At 33.6% G+C, this 24151-nt stretch carries 25 protein-coding genes; 7 read left to right on the top strand and 18 right to left on the bottom strand.

Annotation, left to right across the window (positions count from 1 at the left end):
- Positions 1-6: 6 nt before the first annotated feature.
- From nqrF to ACKC83_RS08105, 3 genes are all read left to right on the top strand, one after another.
- The gene (gene nqrF, locus ACKC83_RS08095) at positions 7-1323 is read left to right on the top strand and encodes an NADH:ubiquinone reductase (Na(+)-transporting) subunit F (protein ID WP_414036199.1); all 1317 of its coding nucleotides are present in this window, start codon (positions 7-9) and stop codon (positions 1321-1323) included.
- A 341-nt stretch (positions 1324-1664) separates the two neighbouring features.
- Positions 1665-2042 carry a Na(+)-translocating NADH-quinone reductase subunit F gene (locus ACKC83_RS08100; RefSeq protein ID WP_434037676.1) on the top strand — a complete coding sequence of 126 codons (378 nt, stop codon included), beginning with the start codon at positions 1665-1667 and terminating at the stop codon, positions 2040-2042.
- Complete coding sequence (locus tag ACKC83_RS08105; RefSeq protein ID WP_434037677.1) at positions 2043-3026, top strand: FAD:protein FMN transferase; 984 nt, start codon at positions 2043-2045, stop codon at positions 3024-3026.
- A gap of 17 nt (positions 3027-3043) precedes the next feature.
- On the opposite strand, the gene ACKC83_RS08110 is transcribed toward ACKC83_RS08105, so the two are convergent.
- The 5 genes from ACKC83_RS08110 to gpmI form a co-directional block, all read right to left on the bottom strand.
- The gene (locus tag ACKC83_RS08110) at positions 3044-3415 is read right to left on the bottom strand and encodes a DUF423 domain-containing protein (protein WP_434037678.1); all 372 of its coding nucleotides are present in this window, start codon (positions 3413-3415) and stop codon (positions 3044-3046) included.
- A 14-nt stretch (positions 3416-3429) separates the two neighbouring features.
- Positions 3430-4194, bottom strand: coding sequence for a class I SAM-dependent methyltransferase (locus tag ACKC83_RS08115; RefSeq protein WP_414036195.1), 765 nt, complete (start codon positions 4192-4194; stop codon positions 3430-3432).
- Positions 4194-5012, bottom strand: coding sequence for a type I methionyl aminopeptidase (gene map / locus ACKC83_RS08120; RefSeq protein WP_434037679.1), 819 nt, complete (start codon positions 5010-5012; stop codon positions 4194-4196). Before map ends, ACKC83_RS08115 begins: the two co-directional genes overlap by 1 nt.
- Positions 5013-5279: 267 nt before the next feature.
- A complete protein-coding gene (locus ACKC83_RS08125; RefSeq protein WP_414036193.1) occupies positions 5280-5696 on the bottom strand; it encodes a BT0820 family HAD-type phosphatase in 417 nt (138 codons plus the stop codon).
- 25 nt (positions 5697-5721) lie between these two features.
- Positions 5722-7242, bottom strand: a complete 1521-nt coding sequence (gpmI, locus tag ACKC83_RS08130; RefSeq protein WP_434037680.1) for a 2,3-bisphosphoglycerate-independent phosphoglycerate mutase — start codon at positions 7240-7242, stop codon at positions 5722-5724.
- Between the two features lie 250 nt (positions 7243-7492).
- Between gpmI and ACKC83_RS08135 the strand changes: the two genes are divergently transcribed.
- Together ACKC83_RS08135 and ACKC83_RS08140 are read left to right on the top strand one after the other, a co-directional pair.
- The gene (locus ACKC83_RS08135) at positions 7493-7888 is read left to right on the top strand and encodes an ankyrin repeat domain-containing protein (protein ID WP_434037681.1); all 396 of its coding nucleotides are present in this window, start codon (positions 7493-7495) and stop codon (positions 7886-7888) included.
- Between the two features lie 450 nt (positions 7889-8338).
- Positions 8339-8734 carry an ankyrin repeat domain-containing protein gene (locus ACKC83_RS08140; protein WP_434037682.1) on the top strand — a complete coding sequence of 132 codons (396 nt, stop codon included), beginning with the start codon at positions 8339-8341 and terminating at the stop codon, positions 8732-8734.
- A 155-nt stretch (positions 8735-8889) separates the two neighbouring features.
- Here ACKC83_RS08140 and ACKC83_RS08145 read toward each other — a convergent pair whose 3' ends face one another.
- Complete coding sequence (locus ACKC83_RS08145; protein ID WP_414036189.1) at positions 8890-9669, bottom strand: zinc ribbon domain-containing protein; 780 nt, start codon at positions 9667-9669, stop codon at positions 8890-8892.
- Positions 9670-9672: 3 nt separating this feature from the next.
- Positions 9673-10767 (bottom strand): Nif3-like dinuclear metal center hexameric protein, encoded by a 1095-nt coding sequence (locus ACKC83_RS08150; protein ID WP_434037683.1) that lies wholly within the window; start codon positions 10765-10767, stop codon positions 9673-9675.
- Between the two features lie 53 nt (positions 10768-10820).
- Here ACKC83_RS08150 and lpxK point away from each other — a divergent pair, with 53 nt between their 5' ends.
- Positions 10821-11828: a tetraacyldisaccharide 4'-kinase gene (gene lpxK, locus ACKC83_RS08155; protein ID WP_434037684.1), complete on the top strand. Its 1008-nt coding sequence runs from the start codon at positions 10821-10823 to the stop codon at positions 11826-11828.
- On the opposite strand, the gene ACKC83_RS08160 is transcribed toward lpxK, so the two are convergent.
- The 10 genes from ACKC83_RS08160 to ACKC83_RS08205 form a co-directional block, all read right to left on the bottom strand.
- Positions 11825-14053 (bottom strand): ATP-binding response regulator, encoded by a 2229-nt coding sequence (locus ACKC83_RS08160; RefSeq protein WP_434037685.1) that lies wholly within the window; start codon positions 14051-14053, stop codon positions 11825-11827. The two genes, lpxK and ACKC83_RS08160, sit on opposite strands and share 4 nt — an antisense overlap.
- Positions 14054-14102: 49 nt before the next feature.
- The gene (gene gap, locus ACKC83_RS08165) at positions 14103-15098 is read right to left on the bottom strand and encodes a type I glyceraldehyde-3-phosphate dehydrogenase (protein ID WP_434037686.1); all 996 of its coding nucleotides are present in this window, start codon (positions 15096-15098) and stop codon (positions 14103-14105) included.
- Entirely contained in the window at positions 15098-15976 is an 879-nt protein-coding gene (gene lipA, locus ACKC83_RS08170) for a lipoyl synthase (protein ID WP_414036184.1), read from the bottom strand. Before lipA ends, gap begins: the two co-directional genes overlap by 1 nt.
- Positions 15977-16114: 138 nt before the next feature.
- Positions 16115-16663, bottom strand: coding sequence for an RNA polymerase sigma factor (locus tag ACKC83_RS08175; RefSeq protein WP_414036183.1), 549 nt, complete (start codon positions 16661-16663; stop codon positions 16115-16117).
- Positions 16654-17766, bottom strand: coding sequence for a glycosyltransferase (locus ACKC83_RS08180; protein WP_434037687.1), 1113 nt, complete (start codon positions 17764-17766; stop codon positions 16654-16656). The genes ACKC83_RS08175 and ACKC83_RS08180 overlap by 10 nt, the downstream gene beginning before the upstream one ends.
- Positions 17767-17774: 8 nt before the next feature.
- The gene (locus ACKC83_RS08185) at positions 17775-17978 is read right to left on the bottom strand and encodes a membrane or secreted protein (RefSeq protein WP_414036181.1); all 204 of its coding nucleotides are present in this window, start codon (positions 17976-17978) and stop codon (positions 17775-17777) included.
- A gap of 155 nt (positions 17979-18133) precedes the next feature.
- Positions 18134-18937 carry an anti-sigma factor domain-containing protein gene (locus ACKC83_RS08190; RefSeq protein ID WP_414036180.1) on the bottom strand — a complete coding sequence of 268 codons (804 nt, stop codon included), beginning with the start codon at positions 18935-18937 and terminating at the stop codon, positions 18134-18136.
- 9 nt (positions 18938-18946) lie between these two features.
- Positions 18947-19480 (bottom strand): RNA polymerase sigma factor, encoded by a 534-nt coding sequence (locus ACKC83_RS08195; RefSeq protein ID WP_434037688.1) that lies wholly within the window; start codon positions 19478-19480, stop codon positions 18947-18949.
- A gap of 67 nt (positions 19481-19547) precedes the next feature.
- Entirely contained in the window at positions 19548-20561 is a 1014-nt protein-coding gene (gene murB / locus ACKC83_RS08200) for a UDP-N-acetylmuramate dehydrogenase (RefSeq protein WP_434037689.1), read from the bottom strand.
- Positions 20561-21751, bottom strand: a complete 1191-nt coding sequence (locus ACKC83_RS08205) for a pyridoxal phosphate-dependent aminotransferase (RefSeq protein ID WP_414036177.1) — start codon at positions 21749-21751, stop codon at positions 20561-20563. The genes murB and ACKC83_RS08205 overlap by 1 nt, the downstream gene beginning before the upstream one ends.
- A 105-nt stretch (positions 21752-21856) precedes the next feature.
- Between ACKC83_RS08205 and ACKC83_RS08210 the strand changes: the two genes are divergently transcribed.
- Positions 21857-23182: an aspartyl protease family protein gene (locus tag ACKC83_RS08210; protein ID WP_434037690.1), complete on the top strand. Its 1326-nt coding sequence runs from the start codon at positions 21857-21859 to the stop codon at positions 23180-23182.
- Between the two features lie 93 nt (positions 23183-23275).
- Here ACKC83_RS08210 and ACKC83_RS08215 read toward each other — a convergent pair whose 3' ends face one another.
- The gene (locus tag ACKC83_RS08215; RefSeq protein WP_434037691.1) at positions 23276-24136 is read right to left on the bottom strand and encodes a 3-keto-disaccharide hydrolase; all 861 of its coding nucleotides are present in this window, start codon (positions 24134-24136) and stop codon (positions 23276-23278) included.
- Positions 24137-24151 lie beyond the last annotated feature (15 nt).

Below are 24151 nucleotides of genomic sequence, written 5' to 3' on the forward strand. Positions count from 1 at the left end.
GAGATTATGACGATTTTATTAGCAAGTACAACAGGAACAATAATCGCGACGGTAGTAGCTTTTTTAATTATTACTTTAGTTCTAGTAAGTTTATTATTGTTTGTTAAACAGAAATTATCACCATCTGGTCCTGTAAAGATCACAATTAATGGTGAACGTGAAATAGAAGTAGGTTCTGGAGGTAGTTTACTATCTACTTTAGGAGCACAAAAGATATTCTTACCATCGGCTTGTGGTGGAGGTGGAACTTGTATACAATGCGAGTGTCACGTAATATCTGGTGGAGGTGAAGCTTTACCTACTGAAACGCCTCACTTTTCAAGAAAAGAATTAGCACATGGTGCACGTTTATCTTGTCAGGTGAAAGTGAAACAGGACATGGAAATTACCATTCCAGAAGAAATTTTCGGAATTAAAAAATGGGAAGCTACAGTAGTATCAAACTACAATGTTGCCACATTTATTAAAGAATTTGTAGTTGAAATTCCTGAGGATATGAACTACAAAGCTGGAGGATATATTCAAATTGAAATCCCTAACTGTGAGATTAAATATTCTGATATGGATATTAGTGCACACCCAGGAGATCACCCAGGAGAACCAGATAAGTTCGAAGCAGATTGGGATAAGTTTGGTTTAAGACCTTTAGTTATGAAAAATAACGAACTTGTAGAGAGAGCCTATTCTATGGCTTCTTACCCTGCAGAAGGACGTAAAATTATGCTTAATGTGCGTGTAGCAACACCGCCTTTCGATCGTGCCAAAGGTGGCTGGATGGATGTAAATCCTGGAGTTGCTTCATCTTATATATTCAACCAAAAAGTTGGAGATAAAGTTGTAATTTCTGGACCTTACGGTGAATTCTTTATCAACGAATCTGATGCAGAAATGCTGTATGTTGGTGGTGGAGCAGGTATGGCACCAATGCGTTCACACTTATATCACCTATTTAGAACTTTAAAAACTGGTAGAAAAGTAACATATTGGTATGGTGGACGTTCTAAAGCAGAATTATTCTACATCCATTACTTTAGAGATTTAGAAAAAGATTTCCCGAACTTTAAATTCTTTATCGCTTTATCAGATCCAACTGAAGCAGATAATTGGAAAGTTAAAAAAGATATTAACGATCCAGAAGGAGACGGATTTACAGGATTTATTCACCAAGTGGTAATCGATCAGTATTTATCTAAACATGATACACCAGAAGATATAGAATTATACTTCTGTGGACCGCCATTAATGAACAAAGCCGTTCAGAAAATGGGTGAAGATTTTGGTCTTGACGACGAAAATATCAGATTTGATGACTTTGGAGGTTAATCAATCTCTTAATAATAATACAACCGACTCGAAAGAGTCGGTTTTTTTTTGGTTAAATTATTCTGGATGTAGCTATAAATCTTGTTTATTTCCCTAGCGAATTTCGTAATCTTCTCCTAGTATTTTAGTTTTGGCCACAATAATTTTCTGCCCTATTTCATTTTCTGATAAGTTTATGCTAAGCACTTTTGAAGTTATATTTCAGAGAATAATCATTTCAAATGGTGCTTTGGGCCTGTATTTTGAGTGTTCTTACACTTAAATTGTAAAAAAATGACTATTGTGTCAAATAGTAATTTGAAATTTTAGTTTGAAACATATATTAATCGTAATTTTGCGATATGAGTAAAGCCCTTTCTAAACAAGAGTTACATAATTTAGCTATGAACCACGTTGGTAAAGATTTGGAACAACGGGGATTCGAATTTATAGCCATTAATAGTGAGTTAAAAAGACATCCACAGTTTGTTTGTATCGATAAAACTGGACAATATTTCTTTGTTTGTGTTAAAGCTGTGATGCTCCCAGAAAATCCTAATAATTACGATGTTATTTGGATGGAAACGTTTAAAGATCATGCACGGTCTAAAGATGCTAAAGTGCTTTATGCTGGTGTTGGATTAGGTAATCCTAACGGGGAAGACCTTCCTATTTATCTTAACGAAGAATATTTAATAGAATATAACGGTATTCAAATTATAGAAACTCATCTCAATTAAATGAAACGCTATTTATTAATTTTTTTAGTTGCACTGTTTATAACATCTTGTAACGAGACCAAGGAACATGTGGCATTGTCTGGTCCTGTATTCGGTACATCTTATAATGTGCAGTATTTCTCTAAAGACAGAATAAATTTCCAGCCACAATTTGACAGTATCTTTGGTGTTATTAATCAATCCATGTCAACGTATATTCCAGATTCTGATATTTCAAAATTGAATAGAAATGAAGCTGTAACTATAGACGAACATTTTACCTATGTCTTTGATGCTTCGAAGTCTATTTACAAAGCCACAAATGGCGCTTTCGATCCTACTATTGGTGTTTTAGTGAATGCATGGAACTTTGGTCCTGAAAAGGAAATAATTGGTTTAGATAGTCTTAAAATAGATAGTTTAATGCTTAGTGTGGGCTTGGATAAAGTGAGACGAAGTAATAACCATATTATTAAGGATAAAGCGGCTACTTATCTCGATTTTAATGCCATTGCTAAAGGATATGGTGTAGATGTTATTGGTCGGTTTTTAGAATCGAAGAATATAACCAATTACTTGGTCGAAATAGGAGGCGAGATTAGAACGCGAGGTATTAATAAAGAAAAAGATAGTCCGTGGAAGGTTGGCGTTGAAATGCCTCATTTTGATGGTTCACAGTCTTTACTTCGTGCTATAGAATTACATGATGAATCTATGGCCACTTCAGGAACCTATAGAAAGTTTAAAGTGGATTTAGATGGAAATAAATATTCACATATTATAGATGCACATTCTGGATATCCAAGTAAAACCAATCTCTTAAGTATTTCTGTTATTGCTGAAAATTGTATGACTGCCGATGGTTATGCCACAGCTTTTAAAGCGATGGGCATAGACGACGTTAAATCGTTTTTAAAACAACATCCAGAAGTTAAAGTCTTTCTTATTTTTGAAAACAAGAATCAGGAATTAGAAACGTTATCTTTAAACGGCTTTCCTGACTAGTTTTTACGAATTTATGTCTACACAACGTGAAGTAATAATAAAAACCAGCCGCTAACCAAAAGTAAGCCTCCTATAGGTGTTATCGGACCAAGAACCCTTAGCTTTTTACCCTTAGCATCCGAAAGGACTAATCCGTATATACTAAAAGAAAACAATATTATTCCAATGGTGAAACACCAATAAATAGCAGAGGAGAGGGTGTCTGTTTTACTGAAACCAAGTATTAGCAAAACAATGGCGTGATACATTTGGTATTTAACTCCTACTTCGAAGCTTTGTAATTGATCTGCTGTTAACATTTTCTTTAAGGCATGTGCGCCAAAAGCTCCAAAAATTACAGATAGCATACCAAATAATGCGCCTGTGGCAATAATAGTTTGTGTGGGCATAAAATTAATTTTTCTTATTTAAAAACAACGGGAATAACTTCGCCTTTGGCAAGACAATATCTGGTGATATCGGCTTCGGATAAGGTCTTTGTATAATCTACTTCTTCAACCTTAAATCCGATAGATCGTAGTTTGTCGAAATAATCTTTTCCATAGATACGTACATGATCATACTGGCCAAATATCCTAGCACGTTCTTTTTTATCTGTAATTGAATCGTCTTCAAAAGTAAATGCTCTAGTGAGATCTTGGGGGATTTGGAGTATACCCATTCCTCCCGGTTTAAGTATGCGATATAATTCTTGCATGGCTTTAGTATCGTCCGGGATATGCTCTAAAACGTGATTGCACAGTATAATGTCGAAACTGTTATCTTTAAAGGGTAAATTACAGATGTCCGCCTTAACGTCTGCCAGTGGCGACAATAAATCTGTAGTGGTATAATCTAAATTTTTAAGCGCTCTAAAACGTTTGTAAAAGGCTTGTTCTGGAGCAAAGTGAAGTACCTTTTTTGATGCTGTGAAAAAGTCCGTTTCATTTTTTAAGTACAACCATAACAATCTATGCCGTTCTAACGATAGCGTAGAAGGAGATAGCACATTGTTACGCTGTGTACCATAGCCATAAGGTAAAAACGATTTAAAACTTTTCCCATCTATGGGGTCTGTATATGTAGAGCCTTTAAGAGCACTTGCCATAATGGGACGGACCAAGTAACTTAATCGTATAAGTATGGGTCTAGGAATCGTATTTAAAACGAACTTAAAAGCTTTTTTCATTAAAGTACAAACGGCGTTTGTCTAAACTCGTCTTCTTCATTAGTTTCAATACCTAATGCTTGATGTACATACGCAAAGGTTGAAAGTAATTCTGCTTTACCATCTACAATAGCTACATCGTGTTCAAAATGAGCACTAGGTTTATTGTCTAAAGTGGTAATAGTCCAACCATCACTGTGTTGTTTTATACGTTGTGTTCCTAAATTTATCATAGGTTCTATGGCAACAACCATCCCTTCAACAAATTTTTTCCCGCGACCGCGTCTTCCGTAGTTTGGCATTTCCGGATCTTCATGCATATCGCGACCTACACCATGACCTACCAATTCTCTTACGACACCATAACCGTGGCCTTCGCAGAAATTCTGAATCGCATAACCTACATCTCCAACACGATTTCCAACTTTTAACTGACGTAAGCCTACATAAATAGATTCTCTTGTAACATCAAGTAATTTTTGAGTTTCAGGAGCAATTTCACCTACGGCAAATGTATAGGCATGATCACCATAAAAATCGTTTTTAAGCGCACCACAGTCAATTGAAATTATATCACCTTCTTTTAAAGGTGTGTTATTTGGAATACCGTGAACCACTTGATTATTCGGACTCATACACAGGGAGTTCGGAAAATCGTACATGCCTAAAAATCCAGGGTAAGCCCCGTGATCTCGTATAAAAGTTTCTGCAAGTTTATCTAATTCTAAAGTAGTCACACCTGGTTTTACCGCTTTAGCTAATTCACCTAATGTTTTAGATACGATTAAGGCACTCTCGCGCATTAATTCTATTTCTTCTCTTGTTTTTACTATAATCATGTCAATAAAATAAGGTGCAAAGATACTTAAAAATACCTAGTTTATCTCTGTAATAACATAGGAGTTCTGGGCTTTAATTAGGCTTAAAAACTGTTTTTTATAAAAATGATATACAGAAAGATATTAGCTTGATTAATATAAGTGTAGAAAACGATTCATTATTAAAATCTTTAAGGACGCGACAACAGACTTTTATAAAAAATAAATCTCGATCTTGAGTATAGCTACACTAAAGACCGAGATTATAATGAATTTGTAAGATTCTTATTATTTACTAAAAAGTGAGGCGAAAAAACCTTTCTTTTTTTCTATTCTATTCGGGTCAAAGTCAGGGTCTGATAATAATTGATATATTTCACCCCATCCAATAAAACCACCAATATTTCTATCATCTATAAAAATATCGGCATTGATTTTTCTACTCTTTGATTCTTCATACTTTTCTTCAGGAAAACTGCTGTTTACTGCATAGAATTCTATGCCGTTTTCTTTGCAAAACGCAACGGCTTCTTCTAAAGGCCTCCCACATCTATAAGTCCATAATATTAGGCGATGTCCATCTTTTTGCAGACGCTTAAGCGTTTCAAAAGCAAAAGTTTTTGGTTTTCCTATTTTGGGGTAAGCATCTTCGACAACAGTGCCATCGAAGTCTATAGCAAGAATTAGTTTATCTTGAAAAATCATTCAGTAAATTTAATATTCAAATAAGTTAATCTATTAATGAGTGTCTCGTCATGGCTTCTGGCTGTTCTACTCCAATTAATTTTAAAATAGTAGGAGCCATATCACCTAAAACACCGTCTTTAATTTGTTTTAAATCATTATCGATTAGTATTAAAGGGACAGGATTTGTTGTATGCGCTGTATTTGGCGAGCCATCAGGATTAATCATAGTCTCACAGTTACCGTGATCTGCAATTAATAATGTTGTATATCCGTTGTCTAGAGCGGTAGTAACCACTTCTTTTACGCAGGCATCCACAGCTTCACATGCTTTAATAGCCGCTTCCATTACACCTGTATGTCCAACCATATCGCCATTAGCAAAGTTTAAACATACAAAATCTACATCGCCTTTTTGTAATTCAGGTACTAATGCATCTTTTAATTCGAATGCACTCATTTCTGGTTTCAAATCGTACGTTGCTACTTTTGGTGAGTTTTTTAAAATACGAGATTCGCCTTCAAAAGGTTCTTCTTGACCACCAGAAAAGAAAAAGGTAACGTGAGGATATTTTTCTGTTTCGGCAATACGTATTTGTTTTTTATTGTTTCTAGCTAATACTTCACCTAAAGTATCTTTTAAATTATCTTTATTGAAGACAACCTTTACGTTTTTAAAGTTTTCATCGTAATTGGTAAGCGTCACATAATATAAGTCTAACTTATGCATGTTTTGTTCGTGATGATCTGCTTGCGATAACACTTCGGTAAGCTCACGACCTCTATCTGTTCTAAAGTTGAAGAATATAACCACATCTCCTGGCTCTATTTTTCCAATAGGGTTTCCGTTTTCGTCACAGTTTATAATAGGCTTAATAAATTCGTCTGTAACGTCGTTAGCGTAGTTTAAAGCAATTGCACCGGCAACATCTGTAGTATGTTCTCCTTCGGCATTTACCATACCGTCGTAAGCTAGTTTAACGCGCTCCCAACGTTTATCTCTATCCATTGCATAGTAACGACCTGTAATAGATCCTATTTTTGCAGGAGTATCTTTAATATGTTCTTGTAACTGGTTAACAAAACCTAATCCTGATTTCGGATCTACATCACGACCATCGGTGAAACCATGAACAACAGATTTTTGCACACCAGCTTCGTTAGCGGCATCTAATAATCCGAATAAATGTTTAATATGAGAATGTACACCACCAGTACTTAATAAACCTAAAAAGTGAACCGGCTTATTATTGTCTTTAGCGTATTGAAAAGCATCTGCTAAAACGTGTTCCTTACCTAAAGTGTGATCTTTAACTGCTAAATTTATTTTCACTAAATCTTGGTAAACAATTCGTCCGGCACCTAAATTCATATGTCCAACTTCACTATTCCCCATCTGACCTTCTGGTAAACCTACGTTTTCTCCATCGGTCCTTAATTGAGCACTTGGGTATTTGGTATATAAAGAATCAATAAAAGGTGTGTTGGCATTGTCTATAGCCGATACTTTAGGATCTGGAGATTTCCCCCAACCGTCAAGTATCATCAAGATGACTTTCTTATTCATAATAATATTTATTTAGTACGTAAAGATAAAAGTTTAAAATGGCATTCGGGAATAATTTGGCCGACAAATTGATACTTTTTATAGATTTCTCGATTGGTAAAAGTGATGCTATATTTTCTTTACTAAAACATCAACAAATTTGTTTTCAATGCTTAAAAAATGATTTTTTTTTAAGGCCACTGTAACATTCTTAAATCTACCTCGTCTTTATTATACAATCATTAATCTAATCAATCAAAAATCATTCATCATGAAAAAATCATTATTAATTATCGCAATCGCATTAGGAACAGTATCGTCAACAATTTATGCTTCTAACAGTCACACCAGAATCGAAACGCATCGTTTAGAGTCTTCTGTAGTGAAGCCAGAGTTAAATGTATTATGTATGTCTATTGCAAAAGGGGATACCGAAATCGTTAAAAAACTTATTGCAAATGGAGAAGATGTGAACAAAAAATCGAACGGATTAACTCCTACAATGTATGCAGCTAAATATAATAGAACTGAAATTTTATTATTATTGATCGCTAATGGTGCTAATGTGAAAACAAAATGTAATAAAGGCTACACAGCTTTGACTTATGCTAAAGCCACAAATGCAAAAGAAGCACAAACTATTCTTGAAGGTGTTTTAGCTAAATAATACATCTTACATTTAATAAAATAATACGTTAGAGGTTGCCTGCAGAGGGCAATCTCTTTTTTTATGACTAAAATTTTAGATAATTTGTTAAAATAACTACACTTAGGTTTAAAATCGGAGGTGTTTTAATAGAAAATTAGACTTAATTACGACGAAATTTCAAACGTTTTCATTCATTTTTTGAACGAATAAAATGATTATTTTTTAATGAAAATAACAGAAGATTTTTACAATCTCAGTAGGGTAATTGAAAGGATAAATTATTGTTATAAAAGAGGGAAAAAGTGGTGCGTTTTTCGTAAAATATGACATAAATCATTTGTTAAATTTTTTATGTTAATATTTTGTTAAATAGGTTTTGAGAAGGTTTAGAATGTGAAATTCTCATTAAATTTGTAATATATTATTAAATATATAAATATTATTAATTATTTTAAAAATATCGTAATTATGAAAAATCTATTATTTATCATCGCGATCGTATTTGGAGCCACTACTACAACAGTTCAAGCTTCTAATTTTATAACAAATAACCCTACCAATCCTTTCGAAATTTCAGTGGTTAAACCAGAGGTTAATTTACTATGTACATCTATAGCCAAAGGTGATACTGAAATTGTAAGAAAGTTAATTGATAATGGTGAAGATATAAATAAAAAATCTAACGGTTTAACACCAGCCATGTACGCAGCAAAATATAACAGAACAGAAATTCTTGAACTGTTAATTAATGCAGGAGCTAAATTAAAAACAAAATGCAACAAAGGGTATACTGCTCTGGACTATGCAAAAGCAACTAATGCTAAAGAAGCTCAGGAGTTAATAGAAGAGGTTTTAAACAAATAATAAACAGGCAAAGCAGACTAACTAATTAACTTTGAAGAAAGAGATTATCTAACCAGGTAATCTCTTTTTTTATGTTACTTAACTAAACACCAAGAAAAAACCGTCTAGAAACTAAATTCTAGACGGTTTTAATATTTATGCAAAAAGGAATGTGTTTAGAACTTCGCGAAAAGCTTTTCCATTTTTTCCTTTTGTTCTGTAGCTAAGGCTTCATCAACTAAGATTCTTCCACTGTGCTCATCTGTAATAATTTTTTTACGAGAAGCAATTTCCATAATAATTTGTGGTGGAATAGTAAAGAAAGATCCTCCAGAAGCACCTCTTTCTACGGCTACTACTGCTAAACCATTTTTAACATTAGTACGAATTCTAGTATATGCTTTTACTAAACGCTCTTCGATTAAAGTTTTGTACTCGTCAGATTTTTCAATCAACGCTAATTCTTCTTTCTCAGTTTCAGCTAAAATAGCGTCTAATTCACCTTTTTTGTGTTTTAAATGCGCTTGACGTTCTTTAGCACGCTCTTTGGTTTGAGCAATAATTTCTTTCTTCTGTTCTATTTGAACTTTGAATTCATTAATGTGCTTATTAGCCAATTCGATTTCCAATTCTTGGAATTCGACTTCTTTAGTAAGTGAGTTATACTCTCTGTTATTACTAATGTTCTTTAACTGTGTGTTGTATTTTTTAATTAAAGAATTAGCTTCTTCAATTATATTTTTTTTAGATTTAATTTCGTCATCTAAAAGTTCTAGACTTGCGTCTAATTTTTCCAATCTTGTCTGTAGTCCAGCAACTTCATCTTCTAAATCACGTACCTCTAATGGTAGTTCTCCTCGAACGTTTCTAATTTCATCGATTCTAGAATCGATTAGTTGTAGATCGTATAAAGTTCTTAAACGTTCTTCTACAGTTACTTCTTTACTTTTTGCCATACTTTAAAAATACTTAACAGGGTTTGTATCGGTCTTTGATAAAACGATTGCAAAATTAGTGATTTTTTTTGTAAGATGTGCTACTAAACCATTTTTTGTAAACTGTTCACTTTCAAAATGACCAATATCGGCCAATATTATTTCGTTTTCTGCCGAAAAAAAGTCATGATACTTTAAGTCGGCTGTTATAAATGCGTCAGCTCCAGCGCGTTTAGCATTTGAAATTGCAAAACTTCCAGAACCGCCTAATACAGCAATTTTTTTTATGGGTTTTCCTAATAATTCACTATGTCGAACACAGGCCGTATTCATTTTAGTTTTTATATAGTTAAGAAATTCGGTTTCGTCCATTTCAGACTCAAATTCACCGATCATCCCAATACCAATATGCTGATTTGTGTTTTCTAAGGTTGTAATTTCGTAAGCGACTTCTTCATAAGAATGTGAGGTAAATAGTGCCTTCAGAATTTTAGACTCTAAATGCTTGGCAAAGGTTACCGAAATTTGTGTTTCTTCCTCAAAATGTATTTCTCCTTTTTTTCCTATCGAAGGATTCGAATTCGTATTCCCGTTAAAAGATCCTGTGCCTTCAATATTAAAACTACAATCTGAGTAGTTTCCTATTTGTCCCGCTCCGGCTTCAAATAAAGCTTGACGTAGGGCTTCCGCTTCCTGTTTTGGCACATAAGTAATAAGCTTCTTAATAGTGCTTTTCTGCGGTATTAAAATAGATGTGTTAACCAATCCAAGCTGATTACAAATCATTGCATTAACACCTTCTACATGATTGTCTAAAGCAGTATGTATCGCATAAATAGCAATGTTGTGCTTAATGGCTTTTAAAACCACACGCTCAACATACGTTTTTCCTGTTAGTTTTTTTAGCCCTTTAAAAATAATTGGGTGAAAGCTAACAATTAAATTGCAGTTGTTTTCTATGGCTTCATCTACTACCGCTTCTAAAGTATCTAAGGTGACTAAAACGCCAGTTAGTTTTTCGTTTTTGTCGCCAACCAATAGACCTACATTGTCGAAATCTTCGGCATAATTTAAGGGAGCAAAATCTTCAAGATGATTTATAACGTCCTGAACAATCATAATATTTTTGGTATTAGGTTTAAAACAAAGATAAAATATTTACTTTCGTTACAATGAAATTATTGCGTTACATCCTCTTTCCAATCGTGCCTGTATATTACGGTGTAACATGGTTGCGAAATAAATTTTTCGAATTAGGTTTTTTTAAGTCTACGTCGTACTCATTTCCTGTAATTTGTGTCGGGAATTTAAGTGTTGGTGGCACGGGAAAAACCCCAATGATTGAATATTTAATTAGACTTTTAAAAGACCAACATACGGTCGCGACTTTAAGTCGTGGTTATAAACGCAAAAGTAAAGGATTTCAAATTGGAAAAGCGGGAATTACGGCGTCGGTTTTAGGCGATGAACCTTTTCAATTTTACTCGAAATATGCCGATAAAATTACGGTAGCAGTCGATGCGGATAGGAGAGCAGGTATTGAAAAACTAATGACATTACATCCCAAACCGGATGTTATTCTTTTAGATGATGCGTACCAACATAGAAAAGTAAAAGCGGGTTTTAATATTTTACTAACAACTTATGCCGATCTGTATACTTCGGATATTGTTTTACCTACTGGAAATTTAAGAGAGCCAAAAAATGGCGCAAAACGTGCACATATTATTGTGGTTACGAAATGTCCGAATACGCTTTCTGAAACTGACAAGACAAGAATTGTACATGATATTTCGCCAAAATCGACTCAAAAAGTGTTTTTTAGCAGTATAAAATATGCAGACGTTGTAGTATCTAAATGCCAAGAAATTCCTTTAGGTAAAGTCCCGAAATTTACTTTAATCACAGGAATAGCAAATCCGAAACCTTTAGTCGACTTTTTAACCGAAAAAGGATTAGTATTTGAGCACCTTAATTTTAAAGATCATCACGATTTTACTCCTGAAGAATTAGATGTGTTTAAGCAAAAACCATTTATTATTACAACAGAAAAAGATTTTATGCGCTTAAATCAGTTTTCGTTTTTAGACGATACATTACATTATTTAAGTATTGAAGCTGTAATAGATCGCGCTACAGAATTTAATCAGTCTGTTGTAAATTTTATCGCGTCGCATTAAGCGATATTATCTGGGTTTCCAATAACCGCCTTGTATAATTTCTTTTCGAAATCGGCTTGCTTAAATGGTTTAGAAATAATATCGTCGAATTCTGCTTCTTCAAATTCATGCATTTTATCTTCAATAGTCACCGCTGTAAGTGCAAAAATTGTCAAGTCTTTATCGAACGTTCTAATAATTTTAGTGGCTTCTATACCGCTAATACCAGGCATATGTATATCCATTAAAACCACATCGTAATGGTTGTTTTTAACTAAATCTACAGCTTCCTCACCATTGTCTACAATATCGCATTGTAGCTTCATTTTTGTTAGAATTTTGTTTGTAATCATTTGGTTAATCTTGTTGTCTTCAACCACCAAAATTTTAATATTACTTAACTCTAACTCGGTTACATCTTTAAAGTAATTTTTGTTTTTAGGAATCGCTATTTTCTCCTCTGTTTGTTTTAGAGGAATTTCAAAATAGAAGGTTGTCCCTTTATTTAAATTACTTTTTAGGTAAATTTTTCCACCTAAAATATCTATTAATCCCTTAACAATAGAAAGACCTAAACCTGTACCACCGTATTTTCTGTTAATTTGAATTGATCCTTGAGAGAAACTCTCGAACATATGGTTTTGTTTCTCTTCGGTAATCCCAATTCCGTTATCTTCAATTTCAAATTTAACATTAAAAACATCGTTGTTATTGCTTATTTTACTAACTCTTACCCAAATATCTCCATCTTTAGTGAACTTAATAGAGTTTCCGATTAGGTTAATTAAAATTTGAGATATTTTAATTTGATCGGCTTTATAGTTGGTTGGTAAATCTTTACCATATTCAAAATGAATTTTTACACCATTATCTATCGCCGAATTATTAAGGGCCGCAATGACGTCTGAAACCTTCTTCTTTAAGTCGAAAACCTCATACTCAATATCTACTTTATTGGCTTCTATTTTATTGATTTGTAGAATATCGTTAATAAAGGTTAGCAAATAATCACCGGAGAATTTTAATGATTTTAAATGCTGAATTTGATCTGGTTTTGGGTTCTCTTCTAGTAACATGCTCGTTAAACCGGTAACGGCATAAAGTGGCGTTCGGAGTTCGTGTGTTACCGTCGATAAAAAGTTTGCTTTGGTTTTCGAAGCCAATTCTGCCTTTTCTTTAGCCACGATTAATTCTCTGTTTTTTTTATGCAACATATTATTGGTTTTTAACCTAATGTTGTTGTTTTTGTATAGAGAAAGCGTAAGTAGAGATAGAATGGTAATTAGCGCAATACTTAATATTGTCGCTAATTTATTTAAGCTTTTATCTACTTTAAGTTTTTCTAAATCGGCTTCTTTTTCTTTCTGAAATTCTGTCTGATTGTCTAAAATAAATTTTGCCTGACTTTCTGGAGATAAATTTTCGCGCTTTTGTTTTAAAAGCATTTCCGACAAAGCAATGTGTTTTTTTAAATATTGAGTAGATACTTTAAAATTACCTAATTTCTCATTCAACTCACTTAAGATTAAGTAACCATGACTTAAAACATCCGAGTAATTATTGCTTTCAGCAAGTTGTAGTCCTTGGTTTCCTAATTTTAGAGCGTTCTCATCGTCGTTTAAAAAATAAGATACTTTGGCTTGATGAATTAGTGCGCTACTCTTAATTTTATCTAAATCGAATCGTTGCGCTAAGGCTAAAGATTTATCTATTTGCACGCGTGCTTTTCTATACTGTTTTAAACCGAGGTAAGCTCTTCCTTGATTTAATAGAACTTCTGCTTCAAATTCTTCTAAGTTTTCTTGTTCGAATAAGGTTAAAGAAGATTTGTAATATGTTAAGGCCTCATCGTACTGATCAAGATACATAAAAACATTCCCTAAAGTTTTGTAGGTTTCGGCGATATTAGCATCGTCCATAGCAAAGCGCTGTACTTCAATAGCCTTTGTTAGTGTTTTTATGGCTGTAGAGGTTTCGTCTATTCGAAATTCAAGTTTTCCAAATTTTGAAAGTATTAGACCAATACTTTTTTTATTATCTATACTTTCGGCAAGGCTTAAAGCCTCTTCCAATTTTTTCTTAGCTGGATAATAATTGTTGTTATCGATGTCGTATTGCGCTTGAGTAATACGAAAGTCGATGGTGTTTTGGATGGTTTCTGGGTCATTGTTAACCGTGTCCTGAGCGTGTAGGTCTAATGCCAATAACATGACAAGTCCCCATATGTAATACTTGATATTAATCATAGAAATAAGTTACTTCGAGCCTAAAGATAAGGATACCAAGTGAAAATAATTATTTTTCAGATAATTTATATATTAAATCGATAATTCTACTAGAATACCCCGTTTCATTATCATACCATCCAATAATTTTCACCATATTTCCGATTACCGATGTCATTTGAGAATCAAATATGCAGGAATGTGGATTTCCAACAATATCGATAGATACTATTGGGGCGTTTGTATATTGTAAAATAGACTTGTAATGCGTTTCGGAAGCCGATTTAAAAGCTAAATTAACGTCTTCAATAGTTGCCGTTTTTTTGATATTAAATGTAATATCTGTAAGCGAACCATTAGCTACGGGAACACGAATACCACAACCTCCTATAACTTCGGAAAGTTCGGGAAATATTTTAGTTAATGCTTTTGCAGCTCCTGTAGTTGTAGGGACTATAGACTGACCTGCCGCACGTGCACGACGTAAATCGCGGTGAGGCTGATCGTGTAAACTTTGATCTGTAGTGTATGAGTGAATCGTGGTAATATAGGCTTGCTCAATCCCAAAATGCTCATTAATAATAGCCATCATGGGTGCCGCATTGTTTGTTGTACAAGAGGCATTAGAAATAATGGTTTCAGAACCATCTATTAAATTGTCATTAACACCAAGAACTATAGTTTTAATATCGTCTTCTAGAGCTGGAACACTTAATATAACACGTTTCGCGCCGTTGTTTATGTGATGCTGAAGCTCTGCCTTGGTTTTAAACTTACCGGTAGATTCTACTACAAAATCTACATGATAAGGCGACCAGTCAATGGATTTCGGGTGGGTTTCATTTAATAACGGAATGTGTACATCGTTAACAACAATATCGGTTCCTTTGTAAGAAATGGACTGTGTTGAAACACCGTGAATGCTATCGTATTTTAGCAGATGGCTCAATGTATAAGCATCTGCTAAATCGTTTATGGCAACTACATTAATGTTGGGATGGTTTTGTAAAAGACGAAATACACGACGTCCGATACGACCAAATCCATTTATAGCAACATTAATCATTAGTTAATATGTTTCTGTGCTTTGTAAGAAGAACGTACTAAAGAACTACTTTCTACATGTCTAAATCCTAACTCTAAACCAATTTCTCTGTATTCTGCAAATTGATCTGGCGTTATAAATTGTTTAACAGGTAAATGCTTTTTACTAGGTTGTAAATACTGACCAATAGTAACTACATCTACATCGTTAGCTCTTAAGTCGTGTAAGGTTTCAATAACTTCTTCTCGTAATTCGCCAAGACCTAGCATGATTCCAGATTTAGTTCTGCGTTGTCCTTGAGATTTCAAATATTTTAAAACGCCTAAACTACGGTCGTATTTTGCTTGTATTCTTACATCACGAGTTAAACGTCTTACCGTTTCTATGTTGTGAGAGACCACCTCAGGAGCCACCTCGATAATGCGATCAATATGTTGTTCTAACCCTTGAAAATCTGGAATAAGAGTTTCTAAAGTTGTCTCCGGATTCATACGTCTTACAGCTTTCACTGTTTCGGCCCACATGATGCTTCCCATATCTTTTAAATCGTCACGATCTACACTAGTAAGCACGGCGTGGTTAATCTTCATTAATTTAATGGAGCGCGCAACTTTTTCAGGTTCATCCCAATCTACCGTTTCAGGACGTCCGGTTTTTACACCGCAAAATCCACAAGATCGTGTACAAACATTCCCTAAAATCATAAATGTTGCAGTACCTTCTCCCCAGCACTCACCCATATTCGGGCAACTTCCTGATGTACAAATAGTATTTAAGCTATATTTATCTACTAGACTTCTAAGCTCTGTATATTTTTTTCCCGTAGGTAATTTTACACGTAACCATTTTGGTTTTGGAAGACGATCCGGAAGAATGTTTGAAGCAGTTTCTGAATTCATAAATTGTTTCTTTTCGAAAAGCAAAGATACAAAGTATAATCTAAAAAGTGTGTTATAACCCATTAAGATAATCATCTCCGAATTCTAGCAACATATTGCGGTCTAGCGGAAACTAATCAAAATATAAAATATTGAATGTTATGGGTTTTGAATAATTTCGGCAAGAAGTTTTTTTGCTCGAAGCAATTTTACCTTCACATTATTTATAGGCTCCTTAAGTTCTACTGAAATTTCTTTATAGGATAACTCCTGAAAATAACGAAGATTAATCACCTCTTGATAATGCGGTTTTAACTTCTTTATATCTCTTAGTAGCTTGGCTAAATTTTGTTCGGTAATAATTTTGTCTTCGGCAGAAGGAGATTCGTCTAAAACCTGATTAATGGCTTTTTCATCAGATTTAGTTATCTGACGAGAGATGGAGCTTTTTTCCTTCCGAAGTAAATCAATATGTAGATTTTTAGAAATGGTAATTAACCAAGTTTTAAAAACATAGTCTTGGTTGTAGGTGTCAATTTTATCGAAAGCTTTAGAAAAGGTTTGTATGGTAATATCCTCGGCATCATTTTCGTTTCCAATCCGTTTTAACTGAAACCCATAAACATCTTCCCAGTAGGTGTGAAGTAGATAATTAAACGCTTTTTGATCGTTTTGTTTGGCTTTTTGTATGGCGTGTTCTATTTCCAAGTATGGGTTTTTGAGATCTTATTCGTTATAAATATACCTAATTGCGTTAGAATAACGAAAAGTTCTAAGAAAGGAATTAGGATGACTAAGTCGGATTCGTTAAGTTTTTTAGCGCTTTTTCCCATGATAATCCATTGTACCAAAATACGTAAGGTAAATAAGCCAACTACGATTTCCCACCTAAATAAAAGGGATAATAATACAATACCTAAGATCCAAAATAGAAGTTGTGAGGCATAGAATAATCCCAATAAAAACTGATGACTTTTTTTATAATGAGCAACTGTAGACACATGTCTGCGTTTTTGCTTTATCCAAGCACCAAAGGTTTTTTTAGGTTGCGATTTTGTGAAACTTTCTGGCGTAAAACAAAGTGCTGTATTTTTACTTGTTGCCATTTGGTTTACAAATAAGTCATCGTCTCCAGAACCCACTTTCATGTGATTTATAAAACCATTCGCTTCGAAAAACAAAGGTTTGGTGTAAGCTAAATTACGACCAACACCCATGTAAGGAACGCCTAATTTAGCATAAGAAAAATACTGAGAAGCCGTTAATACCGTTTCAAATCGGATTAACTTATTTAAAAGCGAGTTTTTAATTTTTGCATAGCCACCATACCCTAAAACAATAGATTTTTTAGTCTCGAAGGCACTAGCCATTTCTGTAATCCACGTGTTGCTTAGTGGCGTACAGTCGGCATCTGTAAATAATAAGTGATTGTACTTTGATGCTTTTATTCCTAGTGTTAAAGCGTATTTTTTATTTGCCCAAAATGCTTCTGTGTTTTTTACGTCAACAATTCTAATGTTGTTGTATTGTTCCGAAAAATGTTCGTAAACACTTAATGTGTCATCATGAGATGCGTCATTAATAAGAACAACTTCAAAAATCGGGTAGTCCTGATTTAAGATGGAAGGGAGGAATTTTTTTAAATTCTCTTCTTCATTTTTTGCACAGACGATTACAGAAACAGGAAGGTCAGTTTTTTGTGTAGGTTTAGGTTTTAGATACGCAAACGTTCTAAGAAAAATTAAATAATAAAATAACTGAATAAGGACAATTGCTACAAAACTGTAGAATAAAATGTCGAGTGCAACCATGAAGGGACTTAAGAGTGTTGAGGTTCGCTACAGTCTTTATATTGTTCTGGCGTTTTTCCACAAAATCCGCAAGATTCGCCAGATTTGTTTAACATCGGGTTTTGGCTTGCACATGTTCCTGCAAATTTACCATCTTTTTTTGCCCATATTTTAATCGCAATTCCTGCAACTCCTAGTCCTAATAAAACTAATGTTAAAATGAATAATTTCATAACCGTATATTTAATCAATAGGTTGTATATAAATCTGATGTTTTAAAAACCTATTTAATGTTTTGCAAAGGTACTATATTTTAATAAAGCGTAAAAAAAAGTAGGCCTCACTTTTAATTAAAAGTGAGGCCCTAATCGCTAATAGTTGATTGTGTTTATTCTCTACTATTTAATTCAATTTCGGCAACAGAATTTTCTAAAGATGCATTTGTATTACCGCCTTTAGGCTCGATAGTAATGTTTAATCCGAGTGCATTTTCTGTATATGGAATAGATTTTAGTTGTCTATCTGTTTCGTCTAGAATTCCTAGGCTTATCATTTTACCATTTAATTCTGCCCAAATTTGATAGCATTGTTCTTGTGGTAATTCTGGTAAAGAGACCACATCTAACATAGATGTTCTCTCTTTAGGATTAATGTAAGCAACCGTTTTTAAGTTTTTTGCTCGGTTATTTCCTTTAATAATGTATTTCTGTGTTTCAGGATTGTTTAATTGCTTAAACTGAGCCATGACATTATCTAGTTTCTGATTGTTTAATTCGATGTCGCTTCTTAAGTCGAATATCTCATCAACAACAATTTGATTTTCTTTCTTTAATTCTAAGTTCTTAGAAAAAATGAAAACGGAAGCACAAGCAAACAGCACAGCGACAAAACTAGCTGCTATGGCGTATCCGTACCACGATTTTTGTGTATTAGGTTCGGTGTCTAATTTAATTACTGGCTTTTCATCGTCCAGTGTTTGTAAAATATTCACTAATACCGAAGATGGAGCTTCAACGGCATTAAATTTAGAGGTGATTTCTAAATGATGTTGCATGGTGTTGTAAGCATTCTCTACTTCTGGAAATTTAGAGATATAATTTTCAACTAATTCGTTTTCTTCTGAAGTCGTTTCTCCTATTAGATATTTCTCTAAAAGATCAGAATTTAAAAATGTAGTTATTTTATCATTCATGACTGTTATTTATTCTGGATCGTAAATTTTTTTCAACTCGCGAAGTCCTATTTTTAATCTCGATTTTATAGTGCCTAACGGAATTTCTAATTCATCGCTAGCTTCTTGCTGGGTCATGCCTTCAAAGAAAAGGGCATTAAGTACAATTTGGTACTTTGGGTCTATAGACTGGAGGTGCTTTTTAATGTCCATGACATCTTGATTTAAACCTTTAGCCGATATAGTATATACGTTTGAACCTTCAATTTGGACTTCTTTACTTTCTTTATTTGATACAGATCTGACTTTATCGATAGCTGTATTGTAAGAAATTCTGTATAACCAAGTAAATAGTTTTGCCTTACTTGAGTCGTAAGACTTTGCTTTCTTCCAGACTTTTATAAAACTTTCTTGAAGCACATCTTGTGCTAAATCTTCATCGGCGATTACTTTAGATATAACACCTAATAGCGAATCGGCATAGTGCTGGTATAGTAAAGCAATAGCTTTTTTATCGCCATGCTTTAATAATTCAACAATCTCTTGTTCGATAGGTGCAATCAAAATATCAGTTTTAGTTAGTTAATTACAAATGGACGCAATTAACCAAAGTTATATAAAAAATTGCGAATTATAAGATATTAACCTCGGATTCGATGGTTATATTGAAGATTCTTTTAATCGTAGTTTGTATAATTTCGGATAATCTTAAAATGTCAAAACCAGAAGCACCGCCGTAATTCACTAAAACTAGCGCTTGATTATTATGTACACCGTAATTCCCTAATCGTTTTCCTTTAAATCCAGCAGTTTCTATAAGCCAACCCGCTGGGATTTTTACAAGGCGTTCTGAAACCGGATAACTTGGAGCATTGGGAAACTGTTTCAATAGGTCTAAATAAACAGATTTATCTACTACAGGATTTTTAAAAAAACTACCACTGTTTCCAATTTCTTTCGGGTTAGGTAATTTGCTTTCTCGAATGGCTATTACCGCTTTAGAAACCTCTTGTATTGTAGGTTCTATAATATTTCTGGTTTCCAATTCCGATTTTATAGCACCGTAGTTGGTGTGAAGTTGGTGGTTTTTAGTACTTAGTTTAAAGGTTACCGAGGTAATGATGTATTGGCCTTTAGCGTGTTGTTTAAATATAGAATTTCTATAGTCGAACGCACATGCATCTTTATTAAATGTAGTTATCGCATGGGTTTCGATATTTAAAGCTTCGCAAGATTCAAAAGTATCTTTTAATTCTACGCCGTATGCGCCAATATTCTGAATAGGTGAAGTGCCCACATTTCCAGGGATTAGGGATAAATTTTCTAATCCGCCAAAATCTTGTGCTAAGGTCCATAGCACAAATTCGTGCCAATTTTCACCTGCATTGGCTTTCACTAAAACGGTATCGTTGGTTTGAGATACAATAGAAATACCTTTTAAACGGATAAGAATGACTAAAGCATCTACGTCTTTAGTTAATAATATATTGCTCCCGCCACCTAAAAGAAGTTTGTTAGGGTAGTCCTTAAGAGTTAAAACCTCTTTTAAATCTTCCAGAGTAGATATTGTTACAAAATGCTTTGCAACAACATCTATTCCAAAAGTATTATAGGGTTTTAAAGAAACATGGTGTTGTATATTCACTAGTCTTTATAAACTTTTAAAGCTTCTTTTAAAAGATGAACAGCTTTAATTAAACTTTCTTTATTTAAAACGTAAGCAATTCTAATTTGATTTAATCCCATATTTGGTGTTGAGTAAAATCCAGCTGCAGGAGCAACCATTACAGTTTCCTGATCTACATCAAACTCTTCTAATAACCATTGAGCAAATTTATCGGCGTTTTTAATAGGAAGTTCTACAATACAGTAAAAAGCACCTTTTGGTACCCCTATTTTTACACCTTCGATGGTTTGTAATTCAGAGATTAAAGTGTTTCTGCGGTCTACATATTCTGTAATTACCTCATCAAAATAACTTTGTGGCGTATCTAAAGCGGCCTCACTTGCGATTTGTGCTAATGTTGGCGGACTTAAACGGGCTTGTGCAAACTTTAAGGCTGTTTTAATAACATCCTTATTTCTAGAGACAAGACATCCAATTCTTGCGCCACACATGCTGTAACGTTTAGACACAGAATCTATCATAATGGCATAATCTTCTAAACCATCAATAGACATAATAGAATGATGCTTTACACCATCGTAAGCAAATTCTCTATATACTTCGTCTGCAATTAAAAATAAATCATGTTTTTTAACTAATTCAGCAAGTTGAAGAATTTCTTCTTTAGAATATAAATACCCTGTAGGATTACCAGGATTACAAATTAAGATGGCCTTGGTTTTAGGAGTAATTAGTTTTTCGAATTCAGAAATAGGAGGTAAAGCAAAATTATTCTCAATTTTAGAAATTACAGGAACCACGTTTACACCAGAAGATGTCGAGAATCCGTTATAATTAGCATAAAATGGTTCAGGTATAATAATTTCATCATCGGTATCCATAATGCTTCCAAACGCAAAAAGTAAAGCTTCACTTCCTCCCGTGGTAACAATAATATCGTCGTGTTTTACTTCAATATCATTCTTATGGTAGTAATTCGCAATCTTGGTTCTATATTCTTCAGAACCTTCAGAGCGTGAGTATTCTATAGTTGTTAAAGTGTTATTTTTTACTGCGTCTAAAGCGACTTGAGGTGTTTTAATATCAGGCTGACCAATATTTAAATGATACACTTTTTTTCCAGCTTTGTATGCTTTTTCTGAGTAGGGAACCAATTTACGAATTGGAGATTCGGGCATGTTCTGGCCCTTATTAGATATCTTTGGCATAGTATAAAAATTATACTACAAAGTTGATGAATTTTCTGAGAAAGCACTAATTATGATGTTATAAAAATAAATTCGTAAATTAAAGAGGGTAAATATTGTGTAATCATGAAAAATTTGCGCTTTTTTTTAGTATTTCTGTTTTGTGTGCCTTTTATAGGAATTTCACAGACAAAATTTAAACTTCAGAATAATAAGAAGTCGGATAAAGTGCGCTTCAAATTAATTAATAATTTAGTTGTAATTCCAGTTCAAATTAATGGTGTAGACTTGTCTTTTATACTGGATACGGGTGTTTCTAAACCCATTGTTTTTAGCTTTTTAAACGAAAAGGATACGCTTAAAATAAATAATACAGAAGCATTTATTTTACGTGGCTTAGGTGAAGGCGATGCGTTTGAAGCCTTAAAGTCTAGAAATAATGTTTTTAAAATAGGAGAGGCTGTAAATCTAAATCAAGAAATATATGCTATTCATGATGCGAGTTTAAATTTTACGCCGCAATTAGGAGTTCCCATCCATGGCATTATTGGATTCGATATATTTAAAGATTTTGTAGTTGAAATTAATTACGGCAGACGTTTTATAAAACTGCACCATCCTAATGAATATGTTTATAAAGCATGTGAATCATGCGAAACAGTAAATTTCGAATTTTATAATAATAAGCCCTATATAAATGCTCAAGTTAAATTGAACGATACATATGTACCTGTAAAGTTATTGGTGGATTCTGGAGGTAGTGATTCGATGTGGATTTTTGAGGATGAAAATTTAGGGTTATATGAAAATGAAAATTACTTTATAGATTTTTTAGGGAACGGACTCAGTGGTAGTGTGTATGGAAAACGGGCGAAAATACAGGAGCTTAAAATTAGATCTTTTACCTTAAAACAGGTTAATGTGTCTTATCCCGATTCTAGTGCTATACATTTTGCTAAACGGCTAAAAATACGAAACGGAAGTGTCTCAGGTAATGTTTTAAAACGTTTTAATATGATTGTAGATTACCGAAACGCACGATTAACTCTAAAAAAGAATAGATTTTATAAAGATGAATTTAGCTATAACAAAAGCGGGATTGAATTAGAACATCATGGAGAATTATTAGTTGTAGACGACGATAACTCTACTTCTAATGCGTTTTCCGATACGACTATAAATTTAGATCTTGAATTAAAGCCATCTTATAATTTTGAATTTAAGCCCGCGTATACTATTGTCGAGTTGCGTGAAAACTCACCCGCACAACAGGCCGGACTTTTGGTTGGAGATATTGTATTAAGTGTAAATAACAGGAGGGCTCATGATTATAAAATTCACGAGATTATCCGATTATTTTATGCCAAAGAAGGCGATGATATACGTATAAAAGTGACCAGAAATGGGGTGATAAAGAGTTATAGTTTTCAGCTCAAAGCCCCGTTAAAATAATGTTCCAGAGATTTATTGTTTCTTAAATAGATACTTAAAATATAAGCGCTCATACTTTTATGCATTGCGTTAAAACCTATGAGCTTTTATAGATTACAATTCCCTTAACCAAATGTTTCTATAAAGTACAGGCAAACCGTGGTTTTGCAATACTAAAGGCAGTTTCTCTTGATGATAAACATAATCACTTTCACCAATAAAAAGAGTTGGACCTTGTAACTCAAAATGATTTTGAACTAAGACACCGTTGTGAAATACGGTAAGGTATGCAGGTGATATCAGTTTTTGATTGGTATCGAACGTTGGAGCTGTAAAAACAATATCGTAACTCTGCCAAACATCTGTAGGTTTCGAAGCATTTACAAGTGGTCTGTTTTGTTTATAAACAGAACTTGCCTGACCATTACTATAGGTTGGGTTTTTATAGGAATTAAGAACTTGTACCTCGTAAAGTCCCATAAAGAAGATACCACTATTACTATAATCTTGTCCGGTAACATGTTCTGCTTTTGGAGCTAGCCATTCTATATGCATTTGTACACTTCCAAAAGATTGCTTACTTGCTACAGAACCTGATTTAGGAGCGTTGCGCATAGCTTGATCTACAATTTCCCATTTAGTAACTTGTCCAATATAATCGGAAGTCAATGCTGGAGAAATAACTTCTGCTTGTTCCATGTTTGCAGGAGATGGAAGCTGAGGTGACTGCCAAGCATCTAAATTATTACCTGAAAAAAGAACAATAGCATCTTCTGGAATACCATTAGCGTCTACCGAAACTGTTTTTACTTCCGTCCAATCTTCAGTGTCTTTCCATGGTTCTGAATCTTCTAATACTTTATAATTAATTTTAGGAACAGAAATACTCTGTTTTTTGGTGATAACATCTGTCTGAGCATTTACAAATAATGGGGATAAACACAATATAAAGATTAGTTTTAATTCAATTTTCATAGTCTACTTTAATTT

The organism is Formosa bonchosmolovskayae (assembly GCF_051016085.1).
GTDB lineage: Bacteria > Bacteroidota > Bacteroidia > Flavobacteriales > Flavobacteriaceae > Formosa.

Bases quoted from the DNA above. Each gene is read 5' to 3' on its own strand.
- ACKC83_RS08185 (WP_414036181.1), bottom strand. From the start codon at position 17,978: ATGAAATTATTCATTTTAACATTAGTTTTATTAGGACTAGGAGTTGCA.
- lpxK (WP_434037684.1), top strand. From the start codon at position 10,821: ATGAAATTATTGCGTTACATCCTCTTTCCAATCGTGCCTGTATATTAC.
- ACKC83_RS08190 (WP_414036180.1), bottom strand. From the start codon at position 18,937: ATGAATGATAAAATAACTACATTTTTAAATTCTGATCTTTTAGAGAAA.
- ACKC83_RS08145 (WP_414036189.1), bottom strand. From the start codon at position 9,669: ATGGCAAAAAGTAAAGAAGTAACTGTAGAAGAACGTTTAAGAACTTTA.
- ACKC83_RS08160 (WP_434037685.1), bottom strand. From the start codon at position 14,053: ATGATTAATATCAAGTATTACATATGGGGACTTGTCATGTTATTGGCA.
- ACKC83_RS08180 (WP_434037687.1), bottom strand. From the start codon at position 17,766: ATGGTTGCACTCGACATTTTATTCTACAGTTTTGTAGCAATTGTCCTT.
- lipA (WP_414036184.1), bottom strand. From the start codon at position 15,976: ATGAATTCAGAAACTGCTTCAAACATTCTTCCGGATCGTCTTCCAAAA.
- ACKC83_RS08205 (WP_414036177.1), bottom strand. From the start codon at position 21,751: ATGCCAAAGATATCTAATAAGGGCCAGAACATGCCCGAATCTCCAATT.
- gpmI (WP_434037680.1), bottom strand. From the start codon at position 7,242: ATGAATAAGAAAGTCATCTTGATGATACTTGACGGTTGGGGGAAATCT.
- ACKC83_RS08135 (WP_434037681.1), top strand. From the start codon at position 7,493: ATGAAAAAATCATTATTAATTATCGCAATCGCATTAGGAACAGTATCG.
- ACKC83_RS08105 (WP_434037677.1), top strand. From the start codon at position 2,043: ATGAAACGCTATTTATTAATTTTTTTAGTTGCACTGTTTATAACATCT.
- ACKC83_RS08115 (WP_414036195.1), bottom strand. From the start codon at position 4,194: ATGAAAAAAGCTTTTAAGTTCGTTTTAAATACGATTCCTAGACCCATA.
- map (WP_434037679.1), bottom strand. From the start codon at position 5,012: ATGATTATAGTAAAAACAAGAGAAGAAATAGAATTAATGCGCGAGAGT.
- ACKC83_RS08210 (WP_434037690.1), top strand. From the start codon at position 21,857: ATGAAAAATTTGCGCTTTTTTTTAGTATTTCTGTTTTGTGTGCCTTTT.
- nqrF (WP_414036199.1), top strand. From the start codon at position 7: ATGACGATTTTATTAGCAAGTACAACAGGAACAATAATCGCGACGGTA.
- gap (WP_434037686.1), bottom strand. From the start codon at position 15,098: ATGATTAATGTTGCTATAAATGGATTTGGTCGTATCGGACGTCGTGTA.
- ACKC83_RS08215 (WP_434037691.1), bottom strand. From the start codon at position 24,136: ATGAAAATTGAATTAAAACTAATCTTTATATTGTGTTTATCCCCATTA.
- ACKC83_RS08125 (WP_414036193.1), bottom strand. From the start codon at position 5,696: ATGATTTTTCAAGATAAACTAATTCTTGCTATAGACTTCGATGGCACT.
- ACKC83_RS08150 (WP_434037683.1), bottom strand. From the start codon at position 10,767: ATGATTGTTCAGGACGTTATAAATCATCTTGAAGATTTTGCTCCCTTA.
- ACKC83_RS08100 (WP_434037676.1), top strand. From the start codon at position 1,665: ATGAGTAAAGCCCTTTCTAAACAAGAGTTACATAATTTAGCTATGAAC.
- ACKC83_RS08140 (WP_434037682.1), top strand. From the start codon at position 8,339: ATGAAAAATCTATTATTTATCATCGCGATCGTATTTGGAGCCACTACT.
- ACKC83_RS08110 (WP_434037678.1), bottom strand. From the start codon at position 3,415: ATGCCCACACAAACTATTATTGCCACAGGCGCATTATTTGGTATGCTA.